This window comes from Stappia sp., from assembly GCF_040110915.1.
Lineage (GTDB): Bacteria > Pseudomonadota > Alphaproteobacteria > Rhizobiales > Stappiaceae > Stappia.
In genome coordinates this window covers 1,947,268-1,971,142 of the sequence record NZ_CP157793.1, presented here as the reverse complement: position 1 = coordinate 1,971,142, position 23,875 = coordinate 1,947,268, and the positions used below count along the sequence as shown (strand labels likewise).

Genomic DNA, 23,875 nt, shown 5'->3' with positions numbered 1-23,875 from the left:
TGACCGCGTCGGTCGGGGTGCTATAGAGGCCGCGCCTCGGCTATAGGCGCCTAACGCAAGTCGCGGGCGTGGTGGAACTGGTAGACACGCCAGATTTAGGTTCTGGTGGCGCAAGCCGTGGGGGTTCAAGTCCCTCCGCCCGCACCAGGCACGGCCGGGACCGAAACAAACACCCGTACAGGGCCAACACTTTCGAACGAGCAGTCGGAAAGACGTTCTCGACCAAGGACGAAGCACACGCCATGCAGGTAACCGAAACGCTGGCCGAGGGGCTGAAACGCGAATTGAAAGTCGTCATTCCGGCGTCTGATCTTGCAAGTCGCCTCGACACTTATCTCGAAGATCTCAAGGGCAAGGTCCAGATCCGGGGCTTCCGTCCCGGCAAGGTGCCGATGGCGCATATGAAGCGCATGTACGGCCGCCAGGCGACCGCCGAGATCCTCAACGAGATGATCACCGAAACCACCCGCTCGGTGGTCGAGGAGCGCAACGAGAAGCCGGCGCTGCAGCCGGAGATCGATCTGCCCGAGGGCGACGCGGAAGCGATCCTCGAGGGCTCCGCCGACATCGCCTACACGATGAGCTACGACATCCTGCCGGAGTTCGAGATCATCGATTTCAAGACGGTGCAGATCGAGCGCCCGGTCGTCGAGATTTCCGATGAGGAAGTCGACGAGCAGATCGCCCAGATCGCGGAAAACAACAAGCCGTTCGCCGAGAAGGACGGCGCCGCCGAAGACGGCGACCGTGTCCAGATGAGCTACGTCGGCAAGCTCGACGGCGAGCCCTTCGAGGGTGGCGCCGACGAGAACGGCCAGCTCGTGATCGGCTCCAAGCAGTTCATTCCGGGCTTCGAGGAGCAACTCGTCGGGCTGAAGGCCGGCGACGAGAAGACCATCGAGGTGAGCTTCCCGGAGGATTATCCGGCCAAGCATCTCGCCGGCAAGCCGGTGACCTTCGACATCGTCGTCAAGGCGGTCGAGGCGCCGGGCGAGGTGACGATCGACGACGAGTTCGCCAAGGGGTTGGGCCTCGAGGGTCTCGACAAGCTCAAGGAGATCATCCGCGGGCAGATCGAGAGCCAGTATGGCGCCATGACGCGCCAGAAGGTGAAGCGTCAGCTGCTCGACAAGCTCGACGAGGTCTACACCTTCGATCTGCCGGAGCGGCTGGTGGAGTCCGAGTTCGATCAGGTGTGGCGCCAGGTCGAGGCGGACATGCAGCGCGAGGGCAAGTCCTTCGACGACGAGGACGCCAACGAGGAAGAGACCCGCGCCGAGTACCGCAAGATCGCGGAACGCCGGGTGCGCCTCGGCCTCGTGCTGTCGGAAGTCGGCGAGCGCAACGAGGTCAAGGTCGGCGACGAGGAGGTGCAGAAGGCGCTTTACGAGCGCGTGCGCCAGTTCCCGGGCCAGGAAAAGGAAGTCTTCGAATATTATCGGAGCAATCCGCAGGCGCTGGCCAGCCTTCAGGCCCCGCTCTACGAGGAGAAGGTCGTCGACTACATCCTCGAACTGGCCGACGTGACCGACAAGACGGTCACCAAGGACGAGCTGATGGCCGAGGACGAGGCGGACGAGACCGCTTGAGCGGTCGGTTCGTCCTCACGGTCCGTCCGGGCGGGAGCGCAGGCTTCCGGCCGGACGACACCGGTCCCCGGCTTGACCCGCTCTTAACCCTTGCCCGGGGAGAGCGAGACCCTACCTTTCGCAGTGAGGCGACATCCCTTATGAATGGGCTGTCGCTTTTTTCGACTCAGAAGACCGAGACCGAGAGCGCGCCGCCGGACTGTTGTTGGCAACTGGATGTGAATGGCCGGAAGTCACCGGTCCGGGCGGTTCTCCAAAGCATGGACGAGGCATGAAGGATCCAGTCGATTACGCCGTGGGCACCCTCATCCCGATGGTCGTCGAGCAGACGAACCGGGGAGAGCGTTCGTACGACATTTATTCCCGGCTTTTGAAGGAGCGCATCATCTTCGTCACCGGTCCGGTGGAAGACCACATGTCGGCGCTGATCTGCGCCCAGCTGCTCTTCCTCGAATCGGAAAACCCGAGCAAGGAGATCGCGCTTTACATCAATTCGCCCGGCGGTCTGGTGACCTCGGGGCTCGCGATCTACGACACGATGCAGTTCATTCGCCCGGACGTGTCGACGCTGTGCATCGGCCAGGCGGCCTCGATGGGCTCGCTGCTGCTCGCGGCCGGCGCGAAGGGCATGCGCTTCTCGCTGCCGAACGCCCGCGTGATGGTGCACCAGCCCTCCGGCGGGTTCCGTGGCCAGGCCGCCGACATCATGCTGCATGCCCAGGAAATCCTGAGCATGAAGAAGCGGTTGAATGACATTTACGTGAAGCACACGGGCCAGTCGCTCGATTCGGTTGAAGAAGCGCTGGAGCGCGACAACTTCATGACGGCGGAGCGGGCGAAGGAATTCGGCATCGTAGACGAGGTGATCACCGATCGCGCCAGCATCGGCGGGGGCGAGGCCGCCTCCTGATCCGTGCGCGCCTGATCCGTGCGCGCCGGGGGGCGTCGGCACCGGTTCGTGAGAATGAGCAAAACCGCCGCCATGCGTTTGCCTTAAACCTATATTGATTTTTGAGGTGGAAGCATGGTGACATTCGGGGCAAGTCCGGGCAGGCCGACGGCCCGGCACCCGATATGAGGCGGACGCCGCGGCGTCCCTCTCGATCAGACAGACCGGAAGGGGCGGCTCCCTGGCGGAGGCGCAACCCGACCGAACCACGCGGGGTTACCTGATGACTAAGGCCAGCGGCGGCGACTCGAAGAACACGCTCTACTGCTCCTTTTGCGGCAAGAGCCAGCACGAAGTGCGGAAGTTGATCGCCGGCCCGACCGTATTCATCTGCGACGAATGCGTCGAACTGTGCATGGACATCATTCGCGAGGAGAACAAGTCCTCGCTGGTGAAGTCGCGCGACGGCATTCCCACGCCGGATGAGATCAGGTCGGTTCTCGACGACTACGTGATCGGGCAGGGGCCGGCGAAGAAGGTCCTGTCGGTCGCCGTGCACAACCACTACAAGCGGTTGAATCACGCGTCGAAGGGCAATGACGTCGAACTCGCCAAGTCGAACATCCTTCTCGTCGGCCCGACCGGTTGCGGCAAGACGCTGCTTGCCCAGACGCTCGCGCGCATCCTCGACGTGCCGTTCACCATGGCCGATGCGACGACGCTCACCGAGGCCGGTTACGTCGGCGAGGATGTCGAGAACATCATCCTCAAGCTGCTCCAGTCCGCCGATTACAATGTGGAGCGGGCGCAGCGCGGCATCGTCTACATCGACGAGGTCGACAAGATCAGCCGCAAGGCCGACAATCCGTCGATCACCCGCGACGTGTCGGGCGAGGGCGTGCAGCAGGCGCTCCTGAAGATCATGGAGGGCACCGTGGCCTCCGTGCCGCCGCAGGGCGGGCGCAAGCATCCGCAGCAGGAGTTCCTGCAGGTCGACACGACCAACATCCTGTTCATCTGCGGCGGCGCCTTCGCCGGCCTCGACAAGATCATCTCCGAGCGCGGCCGCAAGACCTCGATCGGCTTCAAGGCCACCGTCGAGGCGCCGGAGGACCGGCGCGCGGGCGAGCTGTTTTCCGAACTCGAGCCGGAGGATCTGCTGAAGTTCGGCCTGATTCCGGAGTTCGTCGGCCGTCTCCCGGTGATCGCCACGCTCGGCGACCTGGACGAGGAAGCGCTGGTGCAGATCCTGACCGAGCCCAAGAACGCGCTCGTCAAGCAGTACCAGCGGCTGTTCGAGATGGAGAACGTGGAACTCACCTTCCACGAAGAGGCGCTCAAGGCGATTGCCCGCAAGGCCATCGATCGCAAGACCGGCGCACGCGGCCTGCGCTCCATCCTGGAGTCGATCCTGCTCGACACGATGTACGAGCTTCCGGGCCTGAAGGGCGTCAAGGAAGTGGTGATCTCGGCCGAGGTTGTCACCGGCGAGGCGCGTCCGCTCTATATCTACGAGGATCGCGCCGAGGAATCCGTCAGCAGCGCCTGACGGGGCCGCAGGCCGGCGGCGAACCGCGCGGACGGCCGTCGGCGATCGGACGCGATACCAGATGCGATCACGGCTCCGGGGTCCTGCCCCGGAGCCGTTTTGCGTCTGCCGCGCAGCGTCGCCAGGGCGCGCGCGCGTGCGCCGCGGTTCCCTTTGCCGGCGAAACGGCGCGGGCCGCGTCCGATGGCGGGTCGCCGGCGCGACTTTCCACCGCTGGATTGGGGAAAGGCGCAGTTTTTCGGCGAATCGGCCGGCGTTCCGCGTAATCTGGGATCGGCGCGATGGCCAATCCGAGTGGGTGCCTTGACAGGCGAGAAGGGGGTATCCACGTATTGGCGTAACTGGCAACGTGGCATCGACCGGCGTGCCCACCTCCCTTCGGGGCGGCGGACGATGGCCTCGGGGGTGACGGGCGGTTCCTCTCGGAAGCGTCTCCCGTGTTCGGATCCCGACGTTGCCGACACTGCGCCCGTCCGTATCTGCCACTCATCGGGGCGGCGGGTTCGCAAGGAAAGGAAAACCAATGACTGAGTTCGAGACGCGGCCCCAGGGCGAGGGAACGCTCTACCCGGTGCTCCCCCTGCGCGATATCGTCGTGTTCCCGCACATGATCGTGCCTTTGTTCGTGGGGCGCGAGAAGTCCATCCGGGCGCTTGAAGAGGTCATGAACGCGGACAAGCAGATCCTGCTCGCGACGCAGGTCAATGCCTCCGACGACGATCCTTCTCCCTCCGACATCTACGAGATCGGCACGCTCGCCACGGTGCTTCAGCTCCTGAAGCTGCCCGACAATACCGTGAAGGTGCTGGTCGAGGGCGGCGCGCGTGCGCGCATCTCCGACTACACCGACCGCAGCGACCTCTTCGAGGCGCATGCCGAGGCGCTGCCCGAGGAAGAGGGCGACACGGTCGAGGTCGAGGCGCTGGCCCGCTCCGTGGTGTCGGAATTCGAGAACTACGTGAAGCTCAACAAGAAGGTTTCGCCGGAGGTGCTGGGCGCCGTCGGCCAGATCGACGAGTATTCCAAGCTCGCCGACACGATCGCCTCGCATCTGGCGGTCAAGATCCAGGAGAAGCAGGAAATCCTCGGCATCACCTCGGTGCCGGAGCGGCTGGAGCGCGTGCTCGGGCTGATGGAGAGCGAGATCTCCGTGCTGCAGGTGGAAAAGCGCATCCGCTCGCGCGTCAAGCGCCAGATGGAGAAGACCCAGCGCGAGTACTATCTCAACGAGCAGATGAAGGCGATCCAGAAGGAGCTCGGCGACGGCGAGGACGGCCGCGACGAGGTGGCCGAGCTGGAAGAGCGCATCACCAAGACCAAGCTCTCCAAGGAAGCGCGCGAGAAGGCCAATGCGGAGCTGCGCAAGCTCAAGCAGATGAGCCCGATGTCGGCCGAGGCGACGGTCGTGCGCAACTACCTCGACTGGCTGCTGGGCATTCCCTGGGGCAAGAAGGGCAAGGTCAAGCACGACCTCAATCACGCGCAGGAGGTGCTCGATCACGACCACTACGGCCTGGAGAAGGTCAAGGAGCGGATCGTGGAGTATCTCGCCGTGCAGAAGCGGGCGAACAAGCTCAAGGGGCCGATCCTGTGCCTCGTCGGGCCTCCGGGCGTCGGCAAAACGTCGCTCGGCAAGTCGATCGCCAAGTCGACGGGCCGCGAGTTCGTGCGCATGTCGCTCGGCGGCGTGCGGGACGAGGCGGAGATCCGCGGTCACCGGCGGACCTACATCGGCTCGATGCCCGGCAAGGTCATCCAGTCGATGAAGAAGGCCAAGAAGTCCAATCCGCTCTTCCTGCTCGACGAGATCGACAAGATGGGCATGGACTTCCGCGGCGATCCCTCCTCGGCGCTGCTCGAGGTCCTGGATCCGGAGCAGAACGCGTCCTTCATGGACCACTATCTGGAGGTCGAATACGACCTGTCGGACGTGATGTTCGTGACGACCGCCAACACGCTCAACATTCCCGCGCCGCTGATGGACCGGATGGAGATCATCCGCATCGCCGGCTACACGGAGGATGAAAAGGTCGAGATCGCCCGCCGGCACCTGCTGCCCAAGGCGGAGAAGGATCACGGCCTGAAGGCGGGAGAGTTCGAGGTGAGCGACGCGGCGCTGCGTATGGTGATCCGTCGATACACCCGCGAGGCCGGCGTGCGCAACCTCGAGCGCGAACTGGCGACGCTCGCGCGCAAGGCGGTCAAGGACATCCTGATGACCGAGAAGACCAAGATCGACGTCGACGAGGCGGTGGTCGAGGCGTATCTCGGCGTGCCCCGCTACCGCTACGGCGAGGCGGAGCGCGAGGACCAGATCGGTGTCGTCACCGGGCTGGCGTGGACCGAGGTGGGCGGTGAGCTGCTGACCATCGAGGGCGCGATGATGCCGGGCAAGGGCAAGATGACCGTGACCGGCAACCTGCGCGACGTGATGAAGGAATCGATCTCGGCGGCGGCGTCCTACGTGCGCTCCCGTGCGGTCGACTTCGGCATCGAGCCGCCGCTGTTCGACAAGCGCGACATCCACGTCCACGTGCCGGAAGGCGCGACGCCGAAGGACGGTCCGTCCGCCGGCATCGCCATGGCCACCGCGGTGATTTCGGTCATGACCGGGATCGAGGTGCGCCGCGACGTGGCGATGACGGGCGAGATCACGCTGCGCGGCCGCGTTCTGCCGATCGGCGGTCTCAAGGAAAAGCTCCTTGCGGCGCTGCGCGGCGGGATCAAGACCGTGCTGATCCCCGAGGACAACGCCAAGGATCTGGCCGAGATCCCGGACAACGTGAAGAACGGGCTGGAGATCATCCCGGTCTCGCGGATGGAGGACGTTCTCAAGACCGCGCTCCGGCGCACGCCCGACCCCATCGAGTGGGACGAGGCGGCGGCCGATGCCGCCCGCGAGGCGGTCGTTGCGGAAGGGGACGAGGCCAAGCCCGTCGCGCATTGATCCACCGCTTATCAACACCCAGGAGGGCCCCGGTATTCGCCGGGGCCCTTTTTGCATGAAAAAGGCGTCGAAATCGCGGTTTTCTGCGCTTTTCGGCTTGCCAGACGGGCGAATTCGCTTGAGTGTCCGGGGCCAGAGCCTGTCACGAATCGTCGGGCTTGCCGTTTCCAGGAAAGGGACTGCCATGAACAAAAACGATCTGATCGCCGCCGTTGCGGAGAAGACGGGCCTGACCAAGGCGCAGGCCGGTGAAGCCGTGGACGCGACGCTGGACGTCATCACCGAGGCGCTCAAGGGCGGCGCGGAAGTCCGGATCATCGGCTTCGGCAACTTCTCCGTGACCGAGCGCGCGGCGTCGGAAGGCCGCAATCCGCGCACCGGCGACACCATTCAGATCCCGGCCTCCAAGGCGCCGAAGTTCAAGGCTGGCAAGGGTCTGAAGGACGCGGTGAACGCCTGATCGGCGTCGACGCGTTCCTCTTGCACAAGCGGCCCCGTCGGTTTGCGCCGGCGGGGCCGCTTCGCGTTCGGGGAGGCGGCACCACGCGGCCTGCCGGCCCCGTGGTGCCGCCGATGTTGCCCGATGCGACGGGTGTGGTTCAAACGCCCGCCAATGGGCCCCTGGAGGGCTTTGAGACGGAGTGCGGCGGAGGATGTCGCCTTCGTGCCGCCCGCACCCTGCTTGCGTTTTCTTGCAGCTTTCTGCGTGTGCCTGAGCCCTGGTGCCTGAGCCCTGGTGCCCGAGCCCTGGCGCCGGTATCCCGGTGTCCGTTCGCTTGTGCAGGCGGGCAGGTGTGCAGCCGGTGGGCGGGGATGAGCGGGATGGTTGATCTTCTCAGGCCTGCGACGTAAAAGGCTTCAGTCATCGCTGCGGCCGGTTGATCGGCCCGCTTGTCCGGTCTGTCGTCGGAACGGCCCGACCATCAAGACGGCCCCGGTTCTTCGACGGTCCGTCCTTCGGCGCAGATCCCGGTCTTTTCCCGGGGCAGGCCGCCGCAGGCAGACCGGGCGCGCGCGATGGGCGGTTAGCTCAGTTGGTAGAGCGCCTCGTTTACACCGAGGATGTCGGGAGTTCGAGTCTCTCACCGCCCACCATCCTTCCCTCACCAGTCTTCCCAAAAGTGACTCTGCAAACAAACGAGCCTTCGCCGCAGGCTGACGACCATGCCGCTTGGCGGAAGCCGTCGGATCGAGTGTCTGTGAGTTCGCCGGGGCGCAGGCGGTCGGCGGAAGGACGGACAGGCGGTGCCGGGGGCGAGCCAGGCTGACGGAACGGTCGCAACGGTCGTGACGCGATGCGCAGTGCTGCGTCGACGGCGTGGCGGCGGTTTGCGGCCGTGTCGGTCGCGCTTGGGAGCGAGCCGCGGGGGAATGGCAAAAGAAATGGCCCGCCGAGGCGAAGTCATCCGGGGTGGAAGCGATGACTTGAGGCTTCAGCGGGCCAGGGTCGTTCTTATGTCCGCGATTGTTTGATCGATGGGGCGTCGCGGTTGTCTGCGTCGATGGCGCCGGGCCGGGCTGACCTTCCGACCTTCCGCCTATCGCGCTCGCCCTCCACGTATCAAGAAGCGTGCCAATGCGCTTATGTGCGCACATTTGAGGGTTTTCCTGCGGATTATTCGTAGCCTGCCAGTTGCGTGGCGGCGCGCCTTTCGCGAAATGCGCGTCATGACGTAAGGGAAATTTGCATTTCGCGAATCCGGACCGTCCGAAATTGCAAACGTATGCAGATCGTGCGCAAGGCGCCACGCAGCTGCCTTGCGGGCGGCGCAAGAGACGCGCGAATGTGCGGGTGACCGGCTCTCGATCCGGGAGATACCCGTCAGGCATCCCGTTGCATCATGTCCTAAGGGTCTGGCCCATGCGCCCAGCCAAGGCGCGTCACGTGCCCGGGGTCTGCGCCGGCATCTGAACAAACGTTGTGCGACGACCGGCAGCGCCCGGTGAGGGGGGCACCTACATGGGAGTCAGATGAGGGAAAGGAACTCGATAAGGGGGGGAACCATTGCCACGCGGGCCTGCGGCCCGGGCTGAAGACATCAACGCAACGACTGGCACGCCCAACGGGACTCGAACCCGTGTTTCCGCCGTGAAAGGGCGGCGTCCTAGACCGCTAGACGATGGGCGCCCGCTGCGTCGATGTGGGCGGGTTATAAGCAGGAATTCGGCACGTGGCAAGAGGGGGGATGCGCATTCATCCACAGGCTTCGTGCGTCTCGCCATCTGAGGCCGGATCACCGGAGGCCAGCGCGGCGAGCGGACCGCGGCGCGCGGGCAGGCGCGTGCCGCCCGCGCGCCGCCGGCACTCACCAGGTGCCGGTGTTTTCCATCGAGGTCCAGGGCTCCTGCGGCGCCTGCGCCTCGCCCTTTTGCAGCAGTTCGATGGAGATGTTGTCGGGCGAGCGGATGAAGGCCATGCGGCCGTCGCGCGGCGGGCGGTTGATCGTCACGCCGGCGGACTGAAGCGCAGCGCAGGTCGCGTAGATGTCGTCGACCTGATAGGCGAGATGACCGAAGTTGCGCCCGCCGTCATACTCTTCCGGATCCCAGTTGTAGGTGAGTTCCAGCGCCGGCGCCGAGCCGGACTTGACCGCCTCCACGTCTTCCGGCGCGGCCAGGAAGATCAGCGTGAAGCGCCCGGCCTCGCTCTCGTAGCGGCGAACCTCCTCCAGGCCGAGCTTGTTGCAGAAGAAATCCAGCGATTCCTCGACGTCGCGGATGCGGATCATGGTGTGAAGGTAGCGCATGCTGTCCCTTTCGCGGGGTTTGGGTCGTCAGGTTCGCGCACCCCCGGCGTGCGTGCGGGGGTGCGGTTGCCCTCAACACTATGGCTCCCGACGGCAAGATCAACGGGTCGATCCCGCGACCGCGGCCGGAGCATTGACTTGGGCGCGCCCACGACGGGGCATCCGCGACGGGGATGTCCGCGGGGAGGGCGGCAAATGCTGCCTGTTTGCGAATCGCGGAAAACGGCTCACTCTTTTCTCCGGCGGCTCACATGGTCAATTTTCGCAGAATTGTGTGGTTCCGCCATTTCGGGATGTTAGACTGTGGCTGCGGAATCGGCGGTGTCGGCTTCGCATGTGCGGTTCCAGCTTGCGGCGTATCAGGGGCGTGGACGATGAAGGATCTGGGGACAAAACCCTCGTTTGAGGCGCGTGACGGCGCGGGCGAGGAGACGCGGACCGACCTTCAGGTCGTCGCCGGCGCCATCAAGTGGTTCGATGTCGCCAAGGGCTACGGGTTCATCGTTCCGGACAACGGGCAAGCCGATATTCTCCTGCATGTGACGTGCCTGCGCCGCGACGGGTATCGGACCGCCTATGAAGGCGCGCGGATCGTCTGCGAGGTCGTTCCGGGATCGCGCGGGCTTCAGGCCTTCCGCATTCTCTCCATGGACGAATCGACCGCCGTTCACCCCTCGCAACTGCCGCCGTCGCGCACCCACGTGCAGGTCGTGCCAGAGAGCGGATACGAGCCCGCGACCGTCAAATGGTTCAATCGCGTCAAGGGCTTCGGCTTTCTCACCCAGGGCGAGGGCACGGAGGACATTTTCGTGCACATGGAGACCCTGCGGCGCTTCGGCATCACCGAGTTGCGTCCCGGGCAGACGGTGATGGTGCGCTACGGCCAGGGGCCGAAGGGGCGCATGGCCGCCGAAATCCGGCCCGACGGCGAGGGCGTGCATATCCCTTCGTCGCACTGATGGCGCGGGATCGGCTGCCACCCGACCGGACACGGGGGAGGCGTGGCCTGTCTCATGTGCGCCGCTGCGGCCTGCACCTTGTTTTCGCTGTTCTTGCGGCCCTTGCCTGTGTCGCGACGGGCGGCGGTCTCGCGACGCGGGCCGTGGCGAGCGAAACGGCTGCCCCGGCTCTGGCGCGGGAGATGCTTGTCGTGGTGTCGGCGTCCGGCCGGCACAAGTTCCAGGTCGAGATCGCCGATACGAATGAGAGCCGGGCGCGCGGGCTGATGTTCCGCGAGACGCTCGCCCCCGATGCCGGCATGCTGTTCGATTTCCAGCTCGAGCGCGAAGTCGCGTTCTGGATGAAGAACACGCTGATTTCGCTCGACATGCTGTTCATCGAGGCATCGGGGCGGATTGCCCATATCGCGCGCGATACGGTGCCCCTGTCGTTAGAGCTTGTGCCCTCGCGGGCGAAGGTGCGTTATGTGCTGGAGGTGCCGGCGGGTACGGCGGCGCGGCTCGGCATCCAGCCCGGCGATGTGGTGCAGAGCCCGACGATCGCGGCGGGGCAAGGGGAGTAGCGCCGACTGCCGGGACCATGAGCGGATTGCGCTGCGGGCCATGCCGGGACACCCGGTCCGGACTTGCCCGCAGAGGCCTCCCAATTCCAGTTTCGTTCCCGGTTGACCCGCCCGTCGAACGCCTATAAACCGCAGAAATTCAAGAAACGGGGTATAGCGCAGCCTGGTAGCGCATCTGCTTTGGGAGCAGAGGGTCGCAGGTTCAAATCCTGCTGCCCCGACCATTTCTTTCCTGTACAGCCCGGCCGCCAGTCGCGGTGCAACGACATCGGCGTTCCGCTGCGGGGGCGTTCGGCTGCGGGCGGGGCGCAACGGCATTGACTTCGCCCGGCGCCGGGGAAATAACGGGTGGGCCCGCGCGAACGCACGCGCGGGGACCATGCGAAGAGACGGGAGCGCCTTGATGGTCGCACGAATCTATTCTCCGGCGAAGACCGCCACCCAGTCGGGACGGGGCAAGTCGCAGGACTGGGTTCTCGAATTCGAACCGGAAAAGGCGCGCTCGATCGAGCCGCTGATGGGCTACACGTCGTCCTCCGACATGAAGCAGCAGGTGAAGCTGCGTTTCGAAACCAAGGACGCGGCCATCGCCTATGCCAAGCGCAACGGCATCGCCTACCGGGTCGAGGCCGAACGCACGCGCCGCATTCCGAAGATCGCCTATTCGGACAACTTCCGCTACGACCGCTACATGCCCTGGACCCACTGAGGCTCGGACCGGTCGCGACACGTCGACCGGATGGCGATCGGGTGCGCGTCTCCGGCCCGGGGGTGCGCGCCACCGAAGGTCCAGGATCACGGCCCCGTAGCTCAGCTGGATAGAGCACCGGCCTTCTAAGCCGATGGTCGCAGGTTCGAATCCTGCCGGGGTCGCCACTTCCTCACGTTCATCTTTCCCGCCTGCTGTCACGCGCCTTTTCGCGCGCGGGCGCGCAGAACGGTTTTCGCTCGTCGTCGGAGCGCTCCTGCGTGCCGATCCGCGCGGGGGGCCTGTCGGATCGACGGCGGTTCGGCGACGGGGCCTCTCTGAAGGGGCGGGGTGGCCGGTCAGGCCCGGAGCGCGCCGCGCAGATAGGTCTCGATCTCTTCGAAGCGGGTTGTCGGGCGCGCGAAGAAATAGCCCTGCGCCAGATCGCAGGCGGAGCGACGCAGAAAGGCCAGTTGCGGCGCCGTCTCGATGCCTTCCGCGACCACGTCGAGACCGAGTGAATGCGCGAGATTGATGATCGTGCGCACAATGGCTGCGTCGTCGGGGTCGCTCTCGATGTCGCGCACGAAGGACTGGTCGATCTTGAGGCGGTCGACCTTGATCCGGCGCAGATGGATGAGCGACGCATAGCCCGTGCCGAAGTCGTCGAGCGCGATGCGGGCGCCGAGCCGGTGCACGTCGTCGAGCGTTTCCGCGATGCGCGTGGCCCAGCGCCCGAAGATCACGTTTTCGGTGACCTCGATCTCGATCCCGGCCGGCGCGATGGCGTTGCGCTGCAAGGCCTCCGCGAGGAAGGTCGCGAAGCCGTCATGGCGCAGTTGCGAGGCGCTCACGTTGATCGACAGGGGGCCCGGCGCGAGGCCGGCGTCCTCCAGCCGGCGGGCCCAGGCGAGCGCCTTGGTGACGACGACCTCGCCGAGCGGCAGGGCGAGCCCGGTTTCCTCGGCAAGCGCCACGAATTCGCTCGGCGGAACCGGCGCGCCGTCGAGCGTCCAGCGCGCCAGCACCTCGAAGCCGCTGTGCGCCGTCGTCGCCGTGTCGACGATGGGCTGAAAGGCCGTTTCGATATCGCCATGTGCGATGGCGCCGCGCAGGGCCTCGGCGAGCGTCTTGCGGCGCACCCGGCGCTCGTCCAGATCGCGGGTGAAGGCGACGGTGGCCTTGCCGCCCGAGGTCTTCGCCTCCGTCAGGGCGAGATCGGCGTGTTTCAGCAGCGCTCCGGACGTTGCCCCGTCGGCGGGAAACACCGTGGTGCCGATGGAGACGCTGCTGGACAGGGGGCGGCCCTCGATCGGAAGATCCTCGAACAGGGCGATGCGGATGCGCTCGGCGATCAGGCCGACTTGCTGCGGGTCGCCCAGATCGGGTGCGAGCACCGCGAATTCGTCGCCCCCGAGGCGCGCCACCAGATCCCGCTTGCCGGCCACCGCGCGCAGCCTCTGTGCGGTGGCGCGCAGATACTGGTCGCCGCCGTCGTGCCCGAGCGCGTCGTTGATGTCCTTGAAGTGATCGAGATCGATGAGAAGCAGCGCCCCGCTGCCGCCGTCGGCCAGCCGTCTGGCCAGGGCGGTCTCCAGGGTCTTGAGCAGCACCGAGCGGTTGGCGAGGCCGGTGAGCGTGTCCTCTTCCGCGAGGCGGCGGATCTCCTCGTCCTTGTTGCGCTGTTCGGTGACATCGAAGATCAGGCTGTGCCAGACGATGTCGCCGTTCGCCAGCCGGTGCGGCTGGCCGCGACCCTGCAGCCATTTCACCGTGCCCGAGGGCGTGCGAATGCGCCACATGTGATTCCAGGGGGTGAGGGTCCGTCCCGAATCCGCCACCGATTGCTGCATCGCCGGCAGGTCCTCCGGGAGCACCATCGCCCAGATCGGCCCCGGGTCCGCGAGGATCTGCTCCTGGGTGAGTTCCCACAGGTCGAAGCAGCCCCGGCTCATATCGGTGATCTCGTCGCTCCCGTCGGGATGCACGCAGTAGCGAAAGATCGCGCCGGGAATGTTTTCCGCAAGCGCCCGGAAGCGGGCCTCGCTCATCTGAAGATCGTGAAACGCCCGCATCTGGCCGGTCACATCGGTGACGGTGATGCTCCAGGTGTCGGTTTCGGCGAGGTCGTCGCGCGGCAGCCCGCGCCCGACCACCCAGCGGTAGCCGCCCTGCGCATCGAGAACCCGGAACGTCCCCGCCCATTCGACACGCCGCGCGCCGGCCTCGCGCATGGTCCTGAGCATCGCGGGCGCATCGTCGGGATGCGTCCGGCTCCACAGAAGGCGCAGGTCGTCGCCGACCTCGGCCGGTGTCAACCCCCAGATTGCCTGGCAGCTTTCGCTGATATAATCGATCCGGTAGGAGCGGTTCTCATTGCGCGACACGCGCATGAAAACGAAAGGCGGGGCATTGGCCAGCAGGAACCCCGGGCGCGTTCCGAACACCGCGGGGGCGGTGGAGGTCGATGTCGACCCGTCGCTGTCTGGCGCATCCGAAGTGCGAACCGGCAAGGCGTCGCCCCGTACAGGTGATCTCTCAGGCAATCTCAGTCTGCAGGCGCATCGGTTCGTTGGCGACAGCAAGCACGGCGCCCCAGGTCGAGCGCGCCCGCCGTGTGAATCGAAACGCTGACCTATGCGACTAAGTATAGTTGATCTTCTGGAGATGAAAACCTGTCATTGTTACGCAAGAAGCAATCATATATTCGCAAGATATCTATTTCGCGTAGTGGTTGTGATTTCGGTGGGCTGACTACAAACGCGGAGACGCCGGGTGACTGAAAACGTTTTGCTGGCCGCGGGCGGCATTGGCCTGTTCCTTTTCGGAATGCTGGTTCTGACCGACGGGTTGCGCGCGCTCGCCGGCGGGGCGCTGCGGCGCACGCTCGCGCGACTGACGCAAAGCCCCGCCAGCGGCGCGGCCGCCGGTGCGGTCACCACGGCGCTTCTGCAGTCGTCCAGCGCCACGACGGTGACCGCCGTCGGCTTTGTCGGCGCCGGACTGCTGACCTTTCCCCAGGCCATCGGCATCGTTTTCGGGGCGAACATCGGCACCACGATGACCGGCTGGCTCGTTGCGCTGATCGGCTTCAAGCTCGATCTCGGCCTGCTGGCGCTGCCGCTGCTTCTGGTCGGGGCGCTGTTGCGCCTGTTCGGGCGAGGCACGCTGCGGCGCATCGGCTGGGCGCTGGCCGGCTTCAGCCTGCTGTTTCTCGGCGTCGACGCGCTCAAGGACGGCCTGGAAGCGCTGCAGGGCACGGTGACGCCGCAGGACTTTCCCGCCGACACGACGTTCGGACGTCTCCAGCTCGTGGCGATCGGGATCGCGGTCACGCTGATCACGCAGTCCTCCAGCGCGGGGATCGCGATGGCGCTGGCCGCGCTCGGCAGCGGGGCGATTTCCCTGCCTCAAGGCGCGGCGCTGGTGATCGGGATGGATGTCGGCACCACGGCCACGGCCGTGCTGGCCTCGCTCGGCGGATCGACCGAGATGCGCCGCACGGCGGCTGCCCATGTGACCTTCAACCTCTTCGTCGGGACGATGGCGTTCTTCCTGCTCACGCCCTTCGCGCTGCTGGTGGAGGGACTTGCCGACGGCACCGGTGACGCGCAGATCGCGCTGGTTGCCTTTCACACCGCGTTCAACACGCTCGGCGTGCTGATCATCCTGCCCGTGGCGGGACGGTTCGCGCGGGTCATCGAGCGTCTGGTGCCCGCGCACGACGTTCCGCATCTCGTGCGCCTGGATCCCAAGCTGCAAGCCGAACCGGAGGCCGCGCTCGACGTCGCCGGCGCCAATGCGCGGGATCTGGCCGGCAAGCTCGACGCGGTGCTCGCCGCGCTTCTGACGCCATCGAAACATGTGCGTGACACCGAGACCGAACGCGCGGAGATCGAGGCGGGGATCGCGGCCCTGCGCAGCTATCTCGGGCCGGTCCACACGGTGCCGGCCCAGGGCGAGGCGCATCGGCGGAACCTCGCGCTTCGACACCTGCTCGACCATCTCGCCCGGGCCAGCCATCGGGCGACCCAGCGGGACAGGGTGCGCGGCCTCCAGGACGACGCGCGCCTGCGCCGTCTGGCCGGCTTGCTGCGCGCGGGGCTGGAGGCGGCGCGCGATGAGCCGGACATGGCGGCCTGCGAGCGGCATTTCGACCGGCTGCGCAGACTGTTCCGCAGGCAGCGCGAGCGCGTGCGCGAACGCACCATCGCGGCAGCCGCCGCGCAGGACATCGATCCGGAAACGGCGCTCGTCCATCTCGACGGGGTGCGCTGGCTGCACCGCGTGACCTATCACCTGTGGCGCATCGCCCATCACCTGGCGCGGCTGCAGGGGACGGATGCCTACCATTCCACCCCGTCGTCGGCGAAGAACGGGAAGGGGCCGGGATAGGCCTCGACATAGGCCAGATGCGTCACCACGCCGCTTTCCGGCGTGTGGCGATGCAGGAAGTAGCCCGGCGGCTCCATCACGAAGTGGCCCGGATCGCGGTCGGCGATGTCGAGCGCGACCTGATGCGCGGTGCTGGGGGCCAGCGTCATGACGCGGCCCGCGACGGTGGCGATGATGGTGCGGTGAATGTGCCCGCACAGCAGGCGGGCGACGTGATCGTGGCGGGCGATCACGCGGGCGAAAGCGTCCGAATCCGTGAGCCCGATCCGGTCCATATGCGCGATGCCGACGGTGGCCGGCGGGTGATGCAGGGCGATCAGCGTCGGTTTGTCGCTCTTTGCCAGCGTGGCATCGAGCCAGGCGATCTGCTCCGCGCCGAGCCTGCCGTGCGGCGCGCCGGGCACGGCGCTGTCGAGCGCGACGAGGCGGAGGTCGCCGATGTCCACCGCGTAATGCATCTTGTCGGCGGTGCCTTCGTGGATGGGGCCGACGCCGGTCAGCATCTCGCGCATCATCGCGGTCGAATCATGGTTGCCCGGCAGCACGAAGACCGGGGCCTTGAGCCGGGCGAGCAGCGGCTGGATCCCGGCGTATTCGCGCCGGTCGGGCCCGTTCGCCAGATCGCCCGTCACCACGATGGCATCCGGCTGGGGATCGAGCGCGTTGAGCGCGTCGACGGCGCGGCGCGCCAGCATGTTCGTCTCGCTGACGCGGTAGCAGGCGAGCCCGCGCGGGCGGATGTGCAGGTCGGTGATCTGCGCGATCAATGTCATGTCGAAGGCTCCAGGTGTCGGGCGGCGGGGACGAACGCTAGCCGCGAGGCACGCGTTTGGCGAGAGAGATGGCCGTGACCTGTTCCCCTTTCGCGCGCGCTCATGTAGGAAGCGCGCGGGGGACCGGTCGACGCGGATGCGCGGACACCGTTACCAGTCGGTCGCATAGGCTTTTTGACGATGAGCGAACTTTCCGCGCAGCAAGACCGAACCGCGTTCGAGACGACGCGTGAGCGCTGGCTGCGGTATCTGGGGCACCGCGGTCTCGCGCCCGCGGCCCTTCTCGTGCTCGCAGTGCTGTTCTTCCTGCCGGGGCTCACGCAGGTGCCGCCGCTCGACCGCGACGAGCCGCGCTTTGCCCAGGCGTCGAAGCAGATGGTGGAAACCCGCGACTTCGTCGACATCCGGTTCCAGGAGACGGCCCGGCACAAGAAGCCGGTCGGCATCTACTGGCTGCAATCGGCCGCCGTGGAGGCGAGCGGGCTCGGCGCCGACGCGCCGATCTGGGTCTATCGTCTGCCCTCGCAACTCGGCGCGCTGCTCGCCGTTTTGCTGACTTACTGGTGCGCGCGCGCCTTCACCGGGCCGCGCGCGGCGCTGGTTGCCGGCGCGCTGGTGTCCGCCGCCCTGATCCTCGGCGTGGAGGCGCGGCTCGCCAAGACGGACGCCATGCTGCTGGCCTCGATCCTGGCGGCGCAGGGCGCGCTGGCGCGCATCTGGCTCGATCGCGGATCGCAGCGCACGCACAAGGCGCTGGCGGTCGTCTTCTGGGGCGCGCTGGCGGCTTCCGTGCTCATCAAGGGGCCGGTCGGCCCGATGGTCGTCGGCCTCACCATCGCGCTGCTGAGCGTCGCGGAGCGGTCGCTGTCCTGGGTGAGGGGGCTCTACCCGCTCGTCGGGATCGTCGGCTTTCTCGTGCTGGTGCTGCCCTGGTTCGTGGCCATCCATCTGCACACCGACGGGGCGTTCTTCGCCGAATCGATCGGTCAGGACCTGCTCGGCAAGGTCGCCACGGGGCAGGAAAGCCACGGCGCGCCGCCGCTCACCCATCTCGCGGCCTCGCTCGGCACCTTCTGGCCGCTGCCGGCCTTCGCGGTGCTGGCGCTGCCCGCGCTCATGCGCCTGCGCCGGCTGCCCGTGGTGCTCTTCACCGCCTGCTGGGTGTTGCCCACCTGGCTGGTCTTCGAGCTCACGGCGACCAAACTGCCGCATTACACGCTGCCCGTCCTGCCGGGGATCGCGATCCTCGCGGCCGTGCTGCTCGGCCGCAGCGAGGAGACGCCGCCGGCGCGCGTCTGGCGTCTGATCGCCGCCGGTCTGCTGATCGTGCCCATCGTCGGGGTCGCCGCGGCCAATGTGGTGGCGGCACCCGTGCTCGGCGTATGGCCGTCGCCGCCGGCCGCCGTGATCGCGGCGCTGGCGCTGGTGCCGGGCATCGCGGCCATGCGCGCGATGGCGCAAGGGGCGGCTGCGCGCGCGCTGCCGTCGACCCTGGCCGCCGGCCTGCTGCTGATCGTCGCGACCTGGGGCTTCACCATGCCGGCGCTGTCTCCGATCTGGGTGAGCCCGCGTCTGGCGGAGGCGGTGGAGCGCTTCGCGCCCTGTGCCGATCCTCAGGTGGCGAACGTCGGCTTCAACGAGCCGAGCTACATTTTCCTGCAGGGCACCGACACCTGGCCGACCGGCCCGCAGCAGGCGGCGGAGTTTCTGGCCGGGGCCGACGGCGCCTGCCGGGTCGCGGTCGTCGATCACCGGTTCGAAGCGGCGTTTCTGGAGGCGCTCGAGGCGGCCGGCGGCGGGCAGGCAAAATCCGAGGTCCGGGTGACGGGGCTCAACATCAACGGCGGCGACGAGATGGACATCGGCCTGTATGCGACGCGGGAGGCGGGGCGTGAGTGAGCAATCCCTCGATCGGGACGGGGTGCGTGTGGGGGAACCGGCCGGAGAACGCGACGGCTGGACGGGACGGGCGCGCGGTGCGCTCTCGCGGGCCGGCTCGAACGCGCGCCGGATCCGCCATCTCGTGCGCGACCGCAACCGCCGCGTCGCCGAGCAGCGCCCGCCGCTGCGGCCCGGCCATCGGCCGCAGGACATTCTCGCCGTGCTTCTGTTCACCGTCGGCATCGCGGTCATCGTGCTCGACATCCCGACCTATCCGTGGCTCGCCTCGCTGCCGGCGGAATACCGCACGGCCTTCACCGCGATCACCGACTTCGGCAAGGGGCACTGGATCCTGTGGACCACCGGGCTCTACTGCCTGCTGACCCTGCCGCTCGACTGGGACCGGCTGACCTGGCGGGTGCGCATGGCGCTGGGCACGCTGTGGACCTTCGGCGCCTATATCTTCGTGTCGGTGGCGGCGAGCGGCATCATCGTGCTGATCCTCAAGTGGGTGCTCGGCCGGGCCCGGCCGAAGCTCTTCGAGGAGGTCGGGCCGGTGCATTTCGTCCCGATGATCTTCGATCACGACTACACCAGTTTTCCCTCCGGCCATTCGACCACCATCGCGGCCCTGGCGACGACGCTGGCGCTGATCCTGCCGAGCTTCCGCTGGCTGATCGCGGTCTGCGCCTTCTGGGTCGCCTTCAGCCGGATCATGGTGGGGGCGCATTACCCCAGCGACGTGATCGCCGGAACGCTGCTGGGCATGAGCGTCGCGGTCGTCTGCGCGCGCTGGATGGCCTATCGCCGCATCGGCTTCGCGCTCGACGATCAAGGCGTCTTGCGCCCGATCATGAGCCGCATCAGCCTGCGCGCCTGCACGCGGGCGCTGTGGCGGGCCGTTACCGGGCGGCGGGCCTTCGTGAAACCGCGTGCCACGAGCGGAGACGGCCGATGACCGGCATTCCGGAGGCAGCCCCCGAAGAGACGCTGCGCGCGGTGTCGGCGCCGCAGGTCTCGGTGATCGTTCCGGCGAAGGACGAGCGCGACAATCTGCGCGAGCTGATTGCGGAAATCGCGGCGGCGCTCGCCGGTCGGACCCATGAGATCCTGGTGATCGACGACGGCTCGCGCGACGGCACGGGAGAATTGCTGCGCGAGATCGCGGCCGGGATGCCGGCCTTGCGGGCGCTGCGCCACGAAACGGCCTGCGGCCAGAGCTGTTCGGTGCGCACCGGCCTTCACGCGGCGCGCGGCGCGGTCGTCGTCACGATCGACGGCGACGGCGAGAACGACCCGGCTTATATCCCCGCACTTCTCGCGGCGCTGGAGGCGGCGGGCCCGGGCGTCGCGCTGGCGGCGGGGCAGCGCACGGGGCGCAAGGCAAGTGCCGCGAAGCGGCTCGCCTCGCGTGTCGCGAACCGGCTCAGAAGCTGGTTGCTGGCCGACCAGACCCGCGATTCGGGCTGCGGTCTCAAGGCGATCCGCCGCGAGGTGTTCCTGCGGCTGCCCTATTTCGACAGCTGGCACCGGTTCCTGCCCGCGCTCGTGCTGCGGGAAGGGTACGGGGTGACCCATGTCGACATCGTCGACCGGCACCGGCGGCACGGGCAATCGAAGTACGGCATCTTCGACCGCGCGCTGGTCGGCATTCTGGATCTCTACGGCGTGTGGTGGCTGCGCCGCCGGCGCAAGCGCATCCCGCAGGTTTCGGTCCTCGTCGACAGGCAGGCGGAAACGGTCGGGCAGGAGGCGGAGGCGAGCCGGTGATCGACGCACTTCTCGACTGGCTGCATCTCGTGTTCATCGCGCGGCTCGACGGCTGGGTGGTGCTGGGATTCGTCGCGCAATTCCTGTTCATGATGCGATTCGTCGTTCAGTGGATCGCATCCGAGCGGGTGGGGCGGTCGATCGTGCCGGTCGCCTTCTGGTTCTTCTCGATTGGCGGGAGCAGCCTGCTGCTGATCTACTCGATCCGCCAGCAGGACCCGGTGTTCATCGCCGGCCAGTCTCTCGGCATGATCATCTACTTCCGCAACCTGTGGCTGATCTTCAAGGAAAAGCGGCGCGACCCCGGTATCTGAAGCCACGCCGTTTCTCTTTCAGGTCACATCAGGCCTTCAGGGCCGCGAACCCGGCTTCCAGATCGGCCTGGATGTCGGCGACATCCTCCAGCCCCACATGCAGACGGATGCTCGGGCCGCCCTCTGGCAGCGCCGTCGCCGTGCGCGCGTCCTTGAGGCGCACGGGAATCGCCAGGCTCTCGAAGCCGCCCCACGAGTAGCCGAGGCCGATCAGCGACAGGGCGTCCAGGAAGGCGCGCGCCTGGTCGATGGTCGTGCCGTCGCGAAGGTCGAAGGCGAAGAGGCCGGACGCGCCGCAGAAATCCCGTTTCCAGATGGCATGGCCGGGATCCTCGGGCAGGGCGGGATGGCGCACGCGGGCGACCTCCGGGCGGGCCTGCAGCCACCGGGCGACGGCAAGACCGCTTTCCATGTGCTGCTTCAGGCGGACATGCAGGGTGCGCAAGCCGCGCAGGCCGAGGAAGACATCGTCCGGCCCGACATGCATGCCGAGCGCGCCATAGGTGGCGTCGAGCGCGGGCCAGGCGCGTTCGCTCGCCGCCACGGTTCCCAGCATCGCGTCCGAGTGGCCGACGATATACTTGGTGCCGGCCTGGATCGACAGGTCCACGCCATGCGCCAGCGGCTGGAAGTAGACCGGCGTCGCCCAGGTGTTGTCCATCACGACCAGCGCGTCGATCTCGTGCGCGGCCGCTGCGATCGCCGGGATGTCCTGCATCTCGAAGGTGAGGGAGCCCGGCGCCTCGGTCATCACGGCGCGGGTGTTGGGCCTGAACAGCGTGCGGATGTCGCCGCCGATCAGGGGATCGTAATAGTCGACCTCGATGCCGAGCCGCTTGAGCGTGGTCTCGGCCAGATTGCGGGTCGGGCCGTAGATGCTGTCGGTGATCAGGAGATGATCGCCGGCCGAGCAGCAGGACAGAAGCGCCAGCGAGATCGCGTTGAGGCCCGAGGACGCGAGCTTGGCGCCGGCCGCCCCCTCGATGTCGCGGATCGCGTCTTCCAGCGCGTTCGTCGTCGGATTGCCGCGCCGGGCGTAGTGATACGGCGGGCTGCCGGTGATCATGGCTTGCGTATCGGGAAACAGGACCGTCGAGGCATGCACGACGGGCGGATTGACGAAGCCGTGAAACGCATGCGGCGCCCGCCCGGCCTCGGTGAGACGCGTGGCGAGCCCCTTGCTGCGGTTTTGATCGGACGCGGCCATGTTCTCCCTTTCGGACACTCTGTCGAGATTTTCGAGTTGTGAAAAACTTTTCGCAAATCGAACGCATCTGGTGCGCTGCACCCTTGACCCTTAGCCATAAATGCCATCGAATGCACCTATGAGATGACGGTGGCGCTTGTGACGGTTCGACAAGAAGAAAGACCGCGAAGTGCCGGGAGGGGAAAACCAGTGTCAACACTGCCGCTGCGACAGCTGCCGCGCATGGTTGCGATCTGCATCCCGCACGCGTGATCTCGACAAACCCAATTCTGACAGGGCAAAAGAGAAGGCTGCAAATCCATGACGAAAATGCTTCTACCGATCGCGTTCGGCGTCGCGTTTGGCCTGGGTGCCACCGCAGCGTCGGCGGCGACGCTCGAGGACGTGAAAGAAAAGGGCTTTGTGCAGTGCGGCGTGAGCCAGGGGCTGCCCGGCTTCTCCAACCCGGATGCGCAGGGCAACTGGACCGGCATCGACGTCGACTACTGCCGCGCCGTTGCAGCGGCCGTGTTCGGCGACGCGGATGCGGTGAAGTACACGCCGCTGTCCGCCAAGGAGCGCTTCACCGCGCTGCAGTCCGGCGAGATCGACATCCTGTCGCGCAACACGACCTGGACGATGACCCGCGACACCACGCTCGGCCTGAACTTCGCCGGCGTGAACTACTACGACGGCCAGGGCTTCATGGTCCGCAAGGAACTCGGCGTGACCTCGGCGCTCGAGATGTCGGGCGCGTCGGTGTGCACCAACACCGGCACGACGACCGAGCTGAATGTCGCCGACTACTTCCGCGCGAACAACATGGAGTATGAGATCGTCGCCTTCGAAAAGGCGGACGAGGTCGTGCAGGCCTATGATGCCGGCCGTTGCGACGTCTACACGACGGATGCCTCGGGCCTTTACGCGCAGCGCCTGAAGCTGACCAACCCGGGCGACCACATGGTGCTGCCGGAAATCATCTCCAAGGAGCCGCTGGGCCCGGTGGTGCGTCAGGGCGACGACGAGTGGTTCAACATCGCCAAGTGGACGCTGAACGCGATGATCAACGCCGAGGAACTCGGCGTGACCTCGGCCAACGTCGATGAGATGAAGGGCTCGGACAATCCGTCCATCAAGCGCCTGCTCGGCGTCGAGGGCTCGTTCGGCGAGAACATCGGTCTCAGCAACGACTGGGCCTACAACATCATCAAGCTGGTCGGGAACTACGAAGAGACCTTCAACGCCAACGTCGGCCCGGACACGCCGCTCGGCATCGCCCGGGGCGTGAACGCCCTGTGGTCGAAGGGGGGCATCCTCTACGCTCCGCCGATCCGCTAAGGCGCGATCTGTCAGATACGCGGTTCCCCGGCCGGCGTGCGCCGGTCGGGGGTTCGTGAAAACAAACGCAAAGACAAAAGCTTAAGACACAATAAGCGTCACGTGTGCCCATCCGGGCCATAGAGCGCAGTCGGCTTTCAACAGAGGGGTCGTCGGTTCGGATCGTCAGATGGAGGCCTCAGTCACGGGGTCCCGGCGGCGCGCGACGGATCGACGTCAGACTGGCAGATGCGACCGGGGCGGTCGCTCGCATGCGGGTGCGGTCCACGCCTTCGCGACATGCGGCA

Annotated in this window: 18 protein-coding genes and 5 tRNA genes; 18 read left to right on the top strand and 5 right to left on the bottom strand. The window is 66.7% G+C overall.

Annotated features, from left to right (window positions below):
* Window positions 1-62 precede the first annotated feature (62 nt).
* The 7 genes from ABL312_RS08645 to ABL312_RS08615 all read left to right on the top strand — a co-directional run bounded on the left by ABL312_RS08645 (window position 63) and on the right by ABL312_RS08615 (window position 8,069).
* Window positions 63-147: transfer RNA gene (locus tag ABL312_RS08645), tRNA-Leu, on the top strand.
* Between the two features lie 95 nt (window positions 148-242).
* Window positions 243-1,589, top strand: coding sequence for a trigger factor (gene tig / locus ABL312_RS08640; protein ID WP_349360973.1), 1,347 nt, complete (start codon window positions 243-245; stop codon window positions 1,587-1,589).
* A gap of 271 nt (window positions 1,590-1,860) precedes the next feature.
* Window positions 1,861-2,499, top strand: a complete 639-nt coding sequence (clpP, locus tag ABL312_RS08635; protein ID WP_349360972.1) for an ATP-dependent Clp endopeptidase proteolytic subunit ClpP — start codon at window positions 1,861-1,863, stop codon at window positions 2,497-2,499.
* Window positions 2,500-2,761: 262 nt separating this feature from the next.
* On the top strand, window positions 2,762-4,027 hold the full coding sequence (gene clpX / locus ABL312_RS08630) for an ATP-dependent Clp protease ATP-binding subunit ClpX (RefSeq protein WP_349360971.1): 1,266 nt from the start codon (window positions 2,762-2,764) through the stop codon (window positions 4,025-4,027).
* Between the two features lie 523 nt (window positions 4,028-4,550).
* Window positions 4,551-6,974: an endopeptidase La gene (gene lon, locus ABL312_RS08625; protein ID WP_349360970.1), complete on the top strand. Its 2,424-nt coding sequence runs from the start codon at window positions 4,551-4,553 to the stop codon at window positions 6,972-6,974.
* Between the two features lie 184 nt (window positions 6,975-7,158).
* Entirely contained in the window at window positions 7,159-7,434 is a 276-nt protein-coding gene (locus tag ABL312_RS08620; protein WP_349361377.1) for an HU family DNA-binding protein, read from the top strand.
* A 559-nt stretch (window positions 7,435-7,993) separates the two neighbouring features.
* Window positions 7,994-8,069 (top strand) — tRNA-Val (locus tag ABL312_RS08615).
* A 957-nt stretch (window positions 8,070-9,026) separates the two neighbouring features.
* Here ABL312_RS08615 and ABL312_RS08610 read toward each other — a convergent pair.
* Together ABL312_RS08610 and ABL312_RS08605 are read right to left on the bottom strand one after the other, a co-directional pair.
* Window positions 9,027-9,102: transfer RNA gene (locus tag ABL312_RS08610), tRNA-Glu, on the bottom strand.
* 178 nt (window positions 9,103-9,280) lie between these two features.
* Complete coding sequence (locus tag ABL312_RS08605) at window positions 9,281-9,721, bottom strand: VOC family protein (protein ID WP_349360969.1); 441 nt, start codon at window positions 9,719-9,721, stop codon at window positions 9,281-9,283.
* A 314-nt stretch (window positions 9,722-10,035) separates the two neighbouring features.
* On the opposite strand from ABL312_RS08605, the gene ABL312_RS08600 reads away from it, so the two are divergent.
* The 5 genes from ABL312_RS08600 to ABL312_RS08580 all read left to right on the top strand — a co-directional run bounded on the left by ABL312_RS08600 (window position 10,036) and on the right by ABL312_RS08580 (window position 12,119).
* On the top strand, window positions 10,036-10,680 hold the full coding sequence (locus ABL312_RS08600; protein ID WP_374730202.1) for a cold-shock protein: 645 nt from the start codon (window positions 10,036-10,038) through the stop codon (window positions 10,678-10,680).
* Between the two features lie 143 nt (window positions 10,681-10,823).
* On the top strand, window positions 10,824-11,243 hold the full coding sequence (locus tag ABL312_RS08595; protein ID WP_349360967.1) for a DUF192 domain-containing protein: 420 nt from the start codon (window positions 10,824-10,826) through the stop codon (window positions 11,241-11,243).
* 147 nt (window positions 11,244-11,390) lie between these two features.
* Window positions 11,391-11,467, top strand: a tRNA-Pro gene (locus ABL312_RS08590).
* A gap of 179 nt (window positions 11,468-11,646) precedes the next feature.
* A complete protein-coding gene (locus tag ABL312_RS08585) occupies window positions 11,647-11,952 on the top strand; it encodes an ETC complex I subunit (protein ID WP_349360966.1) in 306 nt (101 codons plus the stop codon).
* Between the two features lie 90 nt (window positions 11,953-12,042).
* Window positions 12,043-12,119: transfer RNA gene (locus tag ABL312_RS08580), tRNA-Arg, on the top strand.
* Window positions 12,120-12,290: 171 nt separating this feature from the next.
* Here ABL312_RS08580 and ABL312_RS08575 read toward each other — a convergent pair.
* Entirely contained in the window at window positions 12,291-14,444 is a 2,154-nt protein-coding gene (locus tag ABL312_RS08575; RefSeq protein ID WP_349360965.1) for an EAL domain-containing protein, read from the bottom strand.
* 262 nt (window positions 14,445-14,706) lie between these two features.
* Between ABL312_RS08575 and ABL312_RS08570 the strand changes: the two genes are divergently transcribed.
* On the top strand, window positions 14,707-16,326 hold the full coding sequence (locus ABL312_RS08570) for a Na/Pi symporter (RefSeq protein ID WP_349360964.1): 1,620 nt from the start codon (window positions 14,707-14,709) through the stop codon (window positions 16,324-16,326).
* Here ABL312_RS08570 and ABL312_RS08565 read toward each other — a convergent pair.
* Window positions 16,278-17,099 carry a phosphodiesterase gene (locus tag ABL312_RS08565; RefSeq protein WP_349360963.1) on the bottom strand — a complete coding sequence of 274 codons (822 nt, stop codon included), beginning with the start codon at window positions 17,097-17,099 and terminating at the stop codon, window positions 16,278-16,280. The genes ABL312_RS08570 and ABL312_RS08565 overlap by 49 nt on opposite strands.
* A 180-nt stretch (window positions 17,100-17,279) precedes the next feature.
* Between ABL312_RS08565 and ABL312_RS08560 the strand changes: the two genes are divergently transcribed.
* Genes ABL312_RS08560 through ABL312_RS08545 form a run of 4 tightly spaced genes read left to right on the top strand, consistent with a single transcriptional unit; the run spans window position 17,280 to window position 21,064 of the window.
* On the top strand, window positions 17,280-18,998 hold the full coding sequence (locus ABL312_RS08560) for a glycosyltransferase family 39 protein (protein WP_349360962.1): 1,719 nt from the start codon (window positions 17,280-17,282) through the stop codon (window positions 18,996-18,998).
* Window positions 18,991-19,938, top strand: coding sequence for a phosphatase PAP2 family protein (locus ABL312_RS08555; RefSeq protein WP_349360961.1), 948 nt, complete (start codon window positions 18,991-18,993; stop codon window positions 19,936-19,938). The genes ABL312_RS08560 and ABL312_RS08555 overlap by 8 nt, the downstream gene beginning before the upstream one ends.
* Window positions 19,935-20,750, top strand: coding sequence for a glycosyltransferase family 2 protein (locus tag ABL312_RS08550; protein WP_349360960.1), 816 nt, complete (start codon window positions 19,935-19,937; stop codon window positions 20,748-20,750). Before ABL312_RS08555 ends, ABL312_RS08550 begins: the two co-directional genes overlap by 4 nt.
* The gene (locus ABL312_RS08545; protein WP_349361376.1) at window positions 20,750-21,064 is read left to right on the top strand and encodes a lipid-A-disaccharide synthase N-terminal domain-containing protein; all 315 of its coding nucleotides are present in this window, start codon (window positions 20,750-20,752) and stop codon (window positions 21,062-21,064) included. The genes ABL312_RS08550 and ABL312_RS08545 overlap by 1 nt, the downstream gene beginning before the upstream one ends.
* 28 nt (window positions 21,065-21,092) lie before the next feature.
* On the opposite strand, the gene metC is transcribed toward ABL312_RS08545, so the two are convergent.
* Complete coding sequence (gene metC / locus ABL312_RS08540; protein ID WP_349360959.1) at window positions 21,093-22,271, bottom strand: cystathionine beta-lyase; 1,179 nt, start codon at window positions 22,269-22,271, stop codon at window positions 21,093-21,095.
* A gap of 300 nt (window positions 22,272-22,571) precedes the next feature.
* Between metC and ABL312_RS08535 the strand changes: the two genes are divergently transcribed.
* Complete coding sequence (locus tag ABL312_RS08535) at window positions 22,572-23,588, top strand: amino acid ABC transporter substrate-binding protein (RefSeq protein WP_374730191.1); 1,017 nt, start codon at window positions 22,572-22,574, stop codon at window positions 23,586-23,588.
* The last annotated feature ends 287 nt before the right edge of the window (window positions 23,589-23,875 follow it).

What these genes read in the sequence shown, in the direction of transcription:
- ABL312_RS08560 (WP_349360962.1), top strand. Translation starts at nt 17,280, where the DNA reads ATGAGCGAACTTTCCGCGCAGCAAGACCGAACCGCGTTCGAGACGACG.
- ABL312_RS08550 (WP_349360960.1), top strand. Translation starts at nt 19,935, where the DNA reads ATGACCGGCATTCCGGAGGCAGCCCCCGAAGAGACGCTGCGCGCGGTG.
- ABL312_RS08585 (WP_349360966.1), top strand. Translation starts at nt 11,647, where the DNA reads ATGGTCGCACGAATCTATTCTCCGGCGAAGACCGCCACCCAGTCGGGA.
- clpX (WP_349360971.1), top strand. Translation starts at nt 2,762, where the DNA reads ATGACTAAGGCCAGCGGCGGCGACTCGAAGAACACGCTCTACTGCTCC.
- ABL312_RS08620 (WP_349361377.1), top strand. Translation starts at nt 7,159, where the DNA reads ATGAACAAAAACGATCTGATCGCCGCCGTTGCGGAGAAGACGGGCCTG.
- ABL312_RS08605 (WP_349360969.1), bottom strand. Translation starts at nt 9,721, where the DNA reads ATGCGCTACCTTCACACCATGATCCGCATCCGCGACGTCGAGGAATCG.
- tig (WP_349360973.1), top strand. Translation starts at nt 243, where the DNA reads ATGCAGGTAACCGAAACGCTGGCCGAGGGGCTGAAACGCGAATTGAAA.
- metC (WP_349360959.1), bottom strand. Translation starts at nt 22,271, where the DNA reads ATGGCCGCGTCCGATCAAAACCGCAGCAAGGGGCTCGCCACGCGTCTC.
- ABL312_RS08565 (WP_349360963.1), bottom strand. Translation starts at nt 17,099, where the DNA reads ATGACATTGATCGCGCAGATCACCGACCTGCACATCCGCCCGCGCGGG.
- clpP (WP_349360972.1), top strand. Translation starts at nt 1,861, where the DNA reads ATGAAGGATCCAGTCGATTACGCCGTGGGCACCCTCATCCCGATGGTC.
- ABL312_RS08535 (WP_374730191.1), top strand. Translation starts at nt 22,572, where the DNA reads ATGACGAAAATGCTTCTACCGATCGCGTTCGGCGTCGCGTTTGGCCTG.
- lon (WP_349360970.1), top strand. Translation starts at nt 4,551, where the DNA reads ATGACTGAGTTCGAGACGCGGCCCCAGGGCGAGGGAACGCTCTACCCG.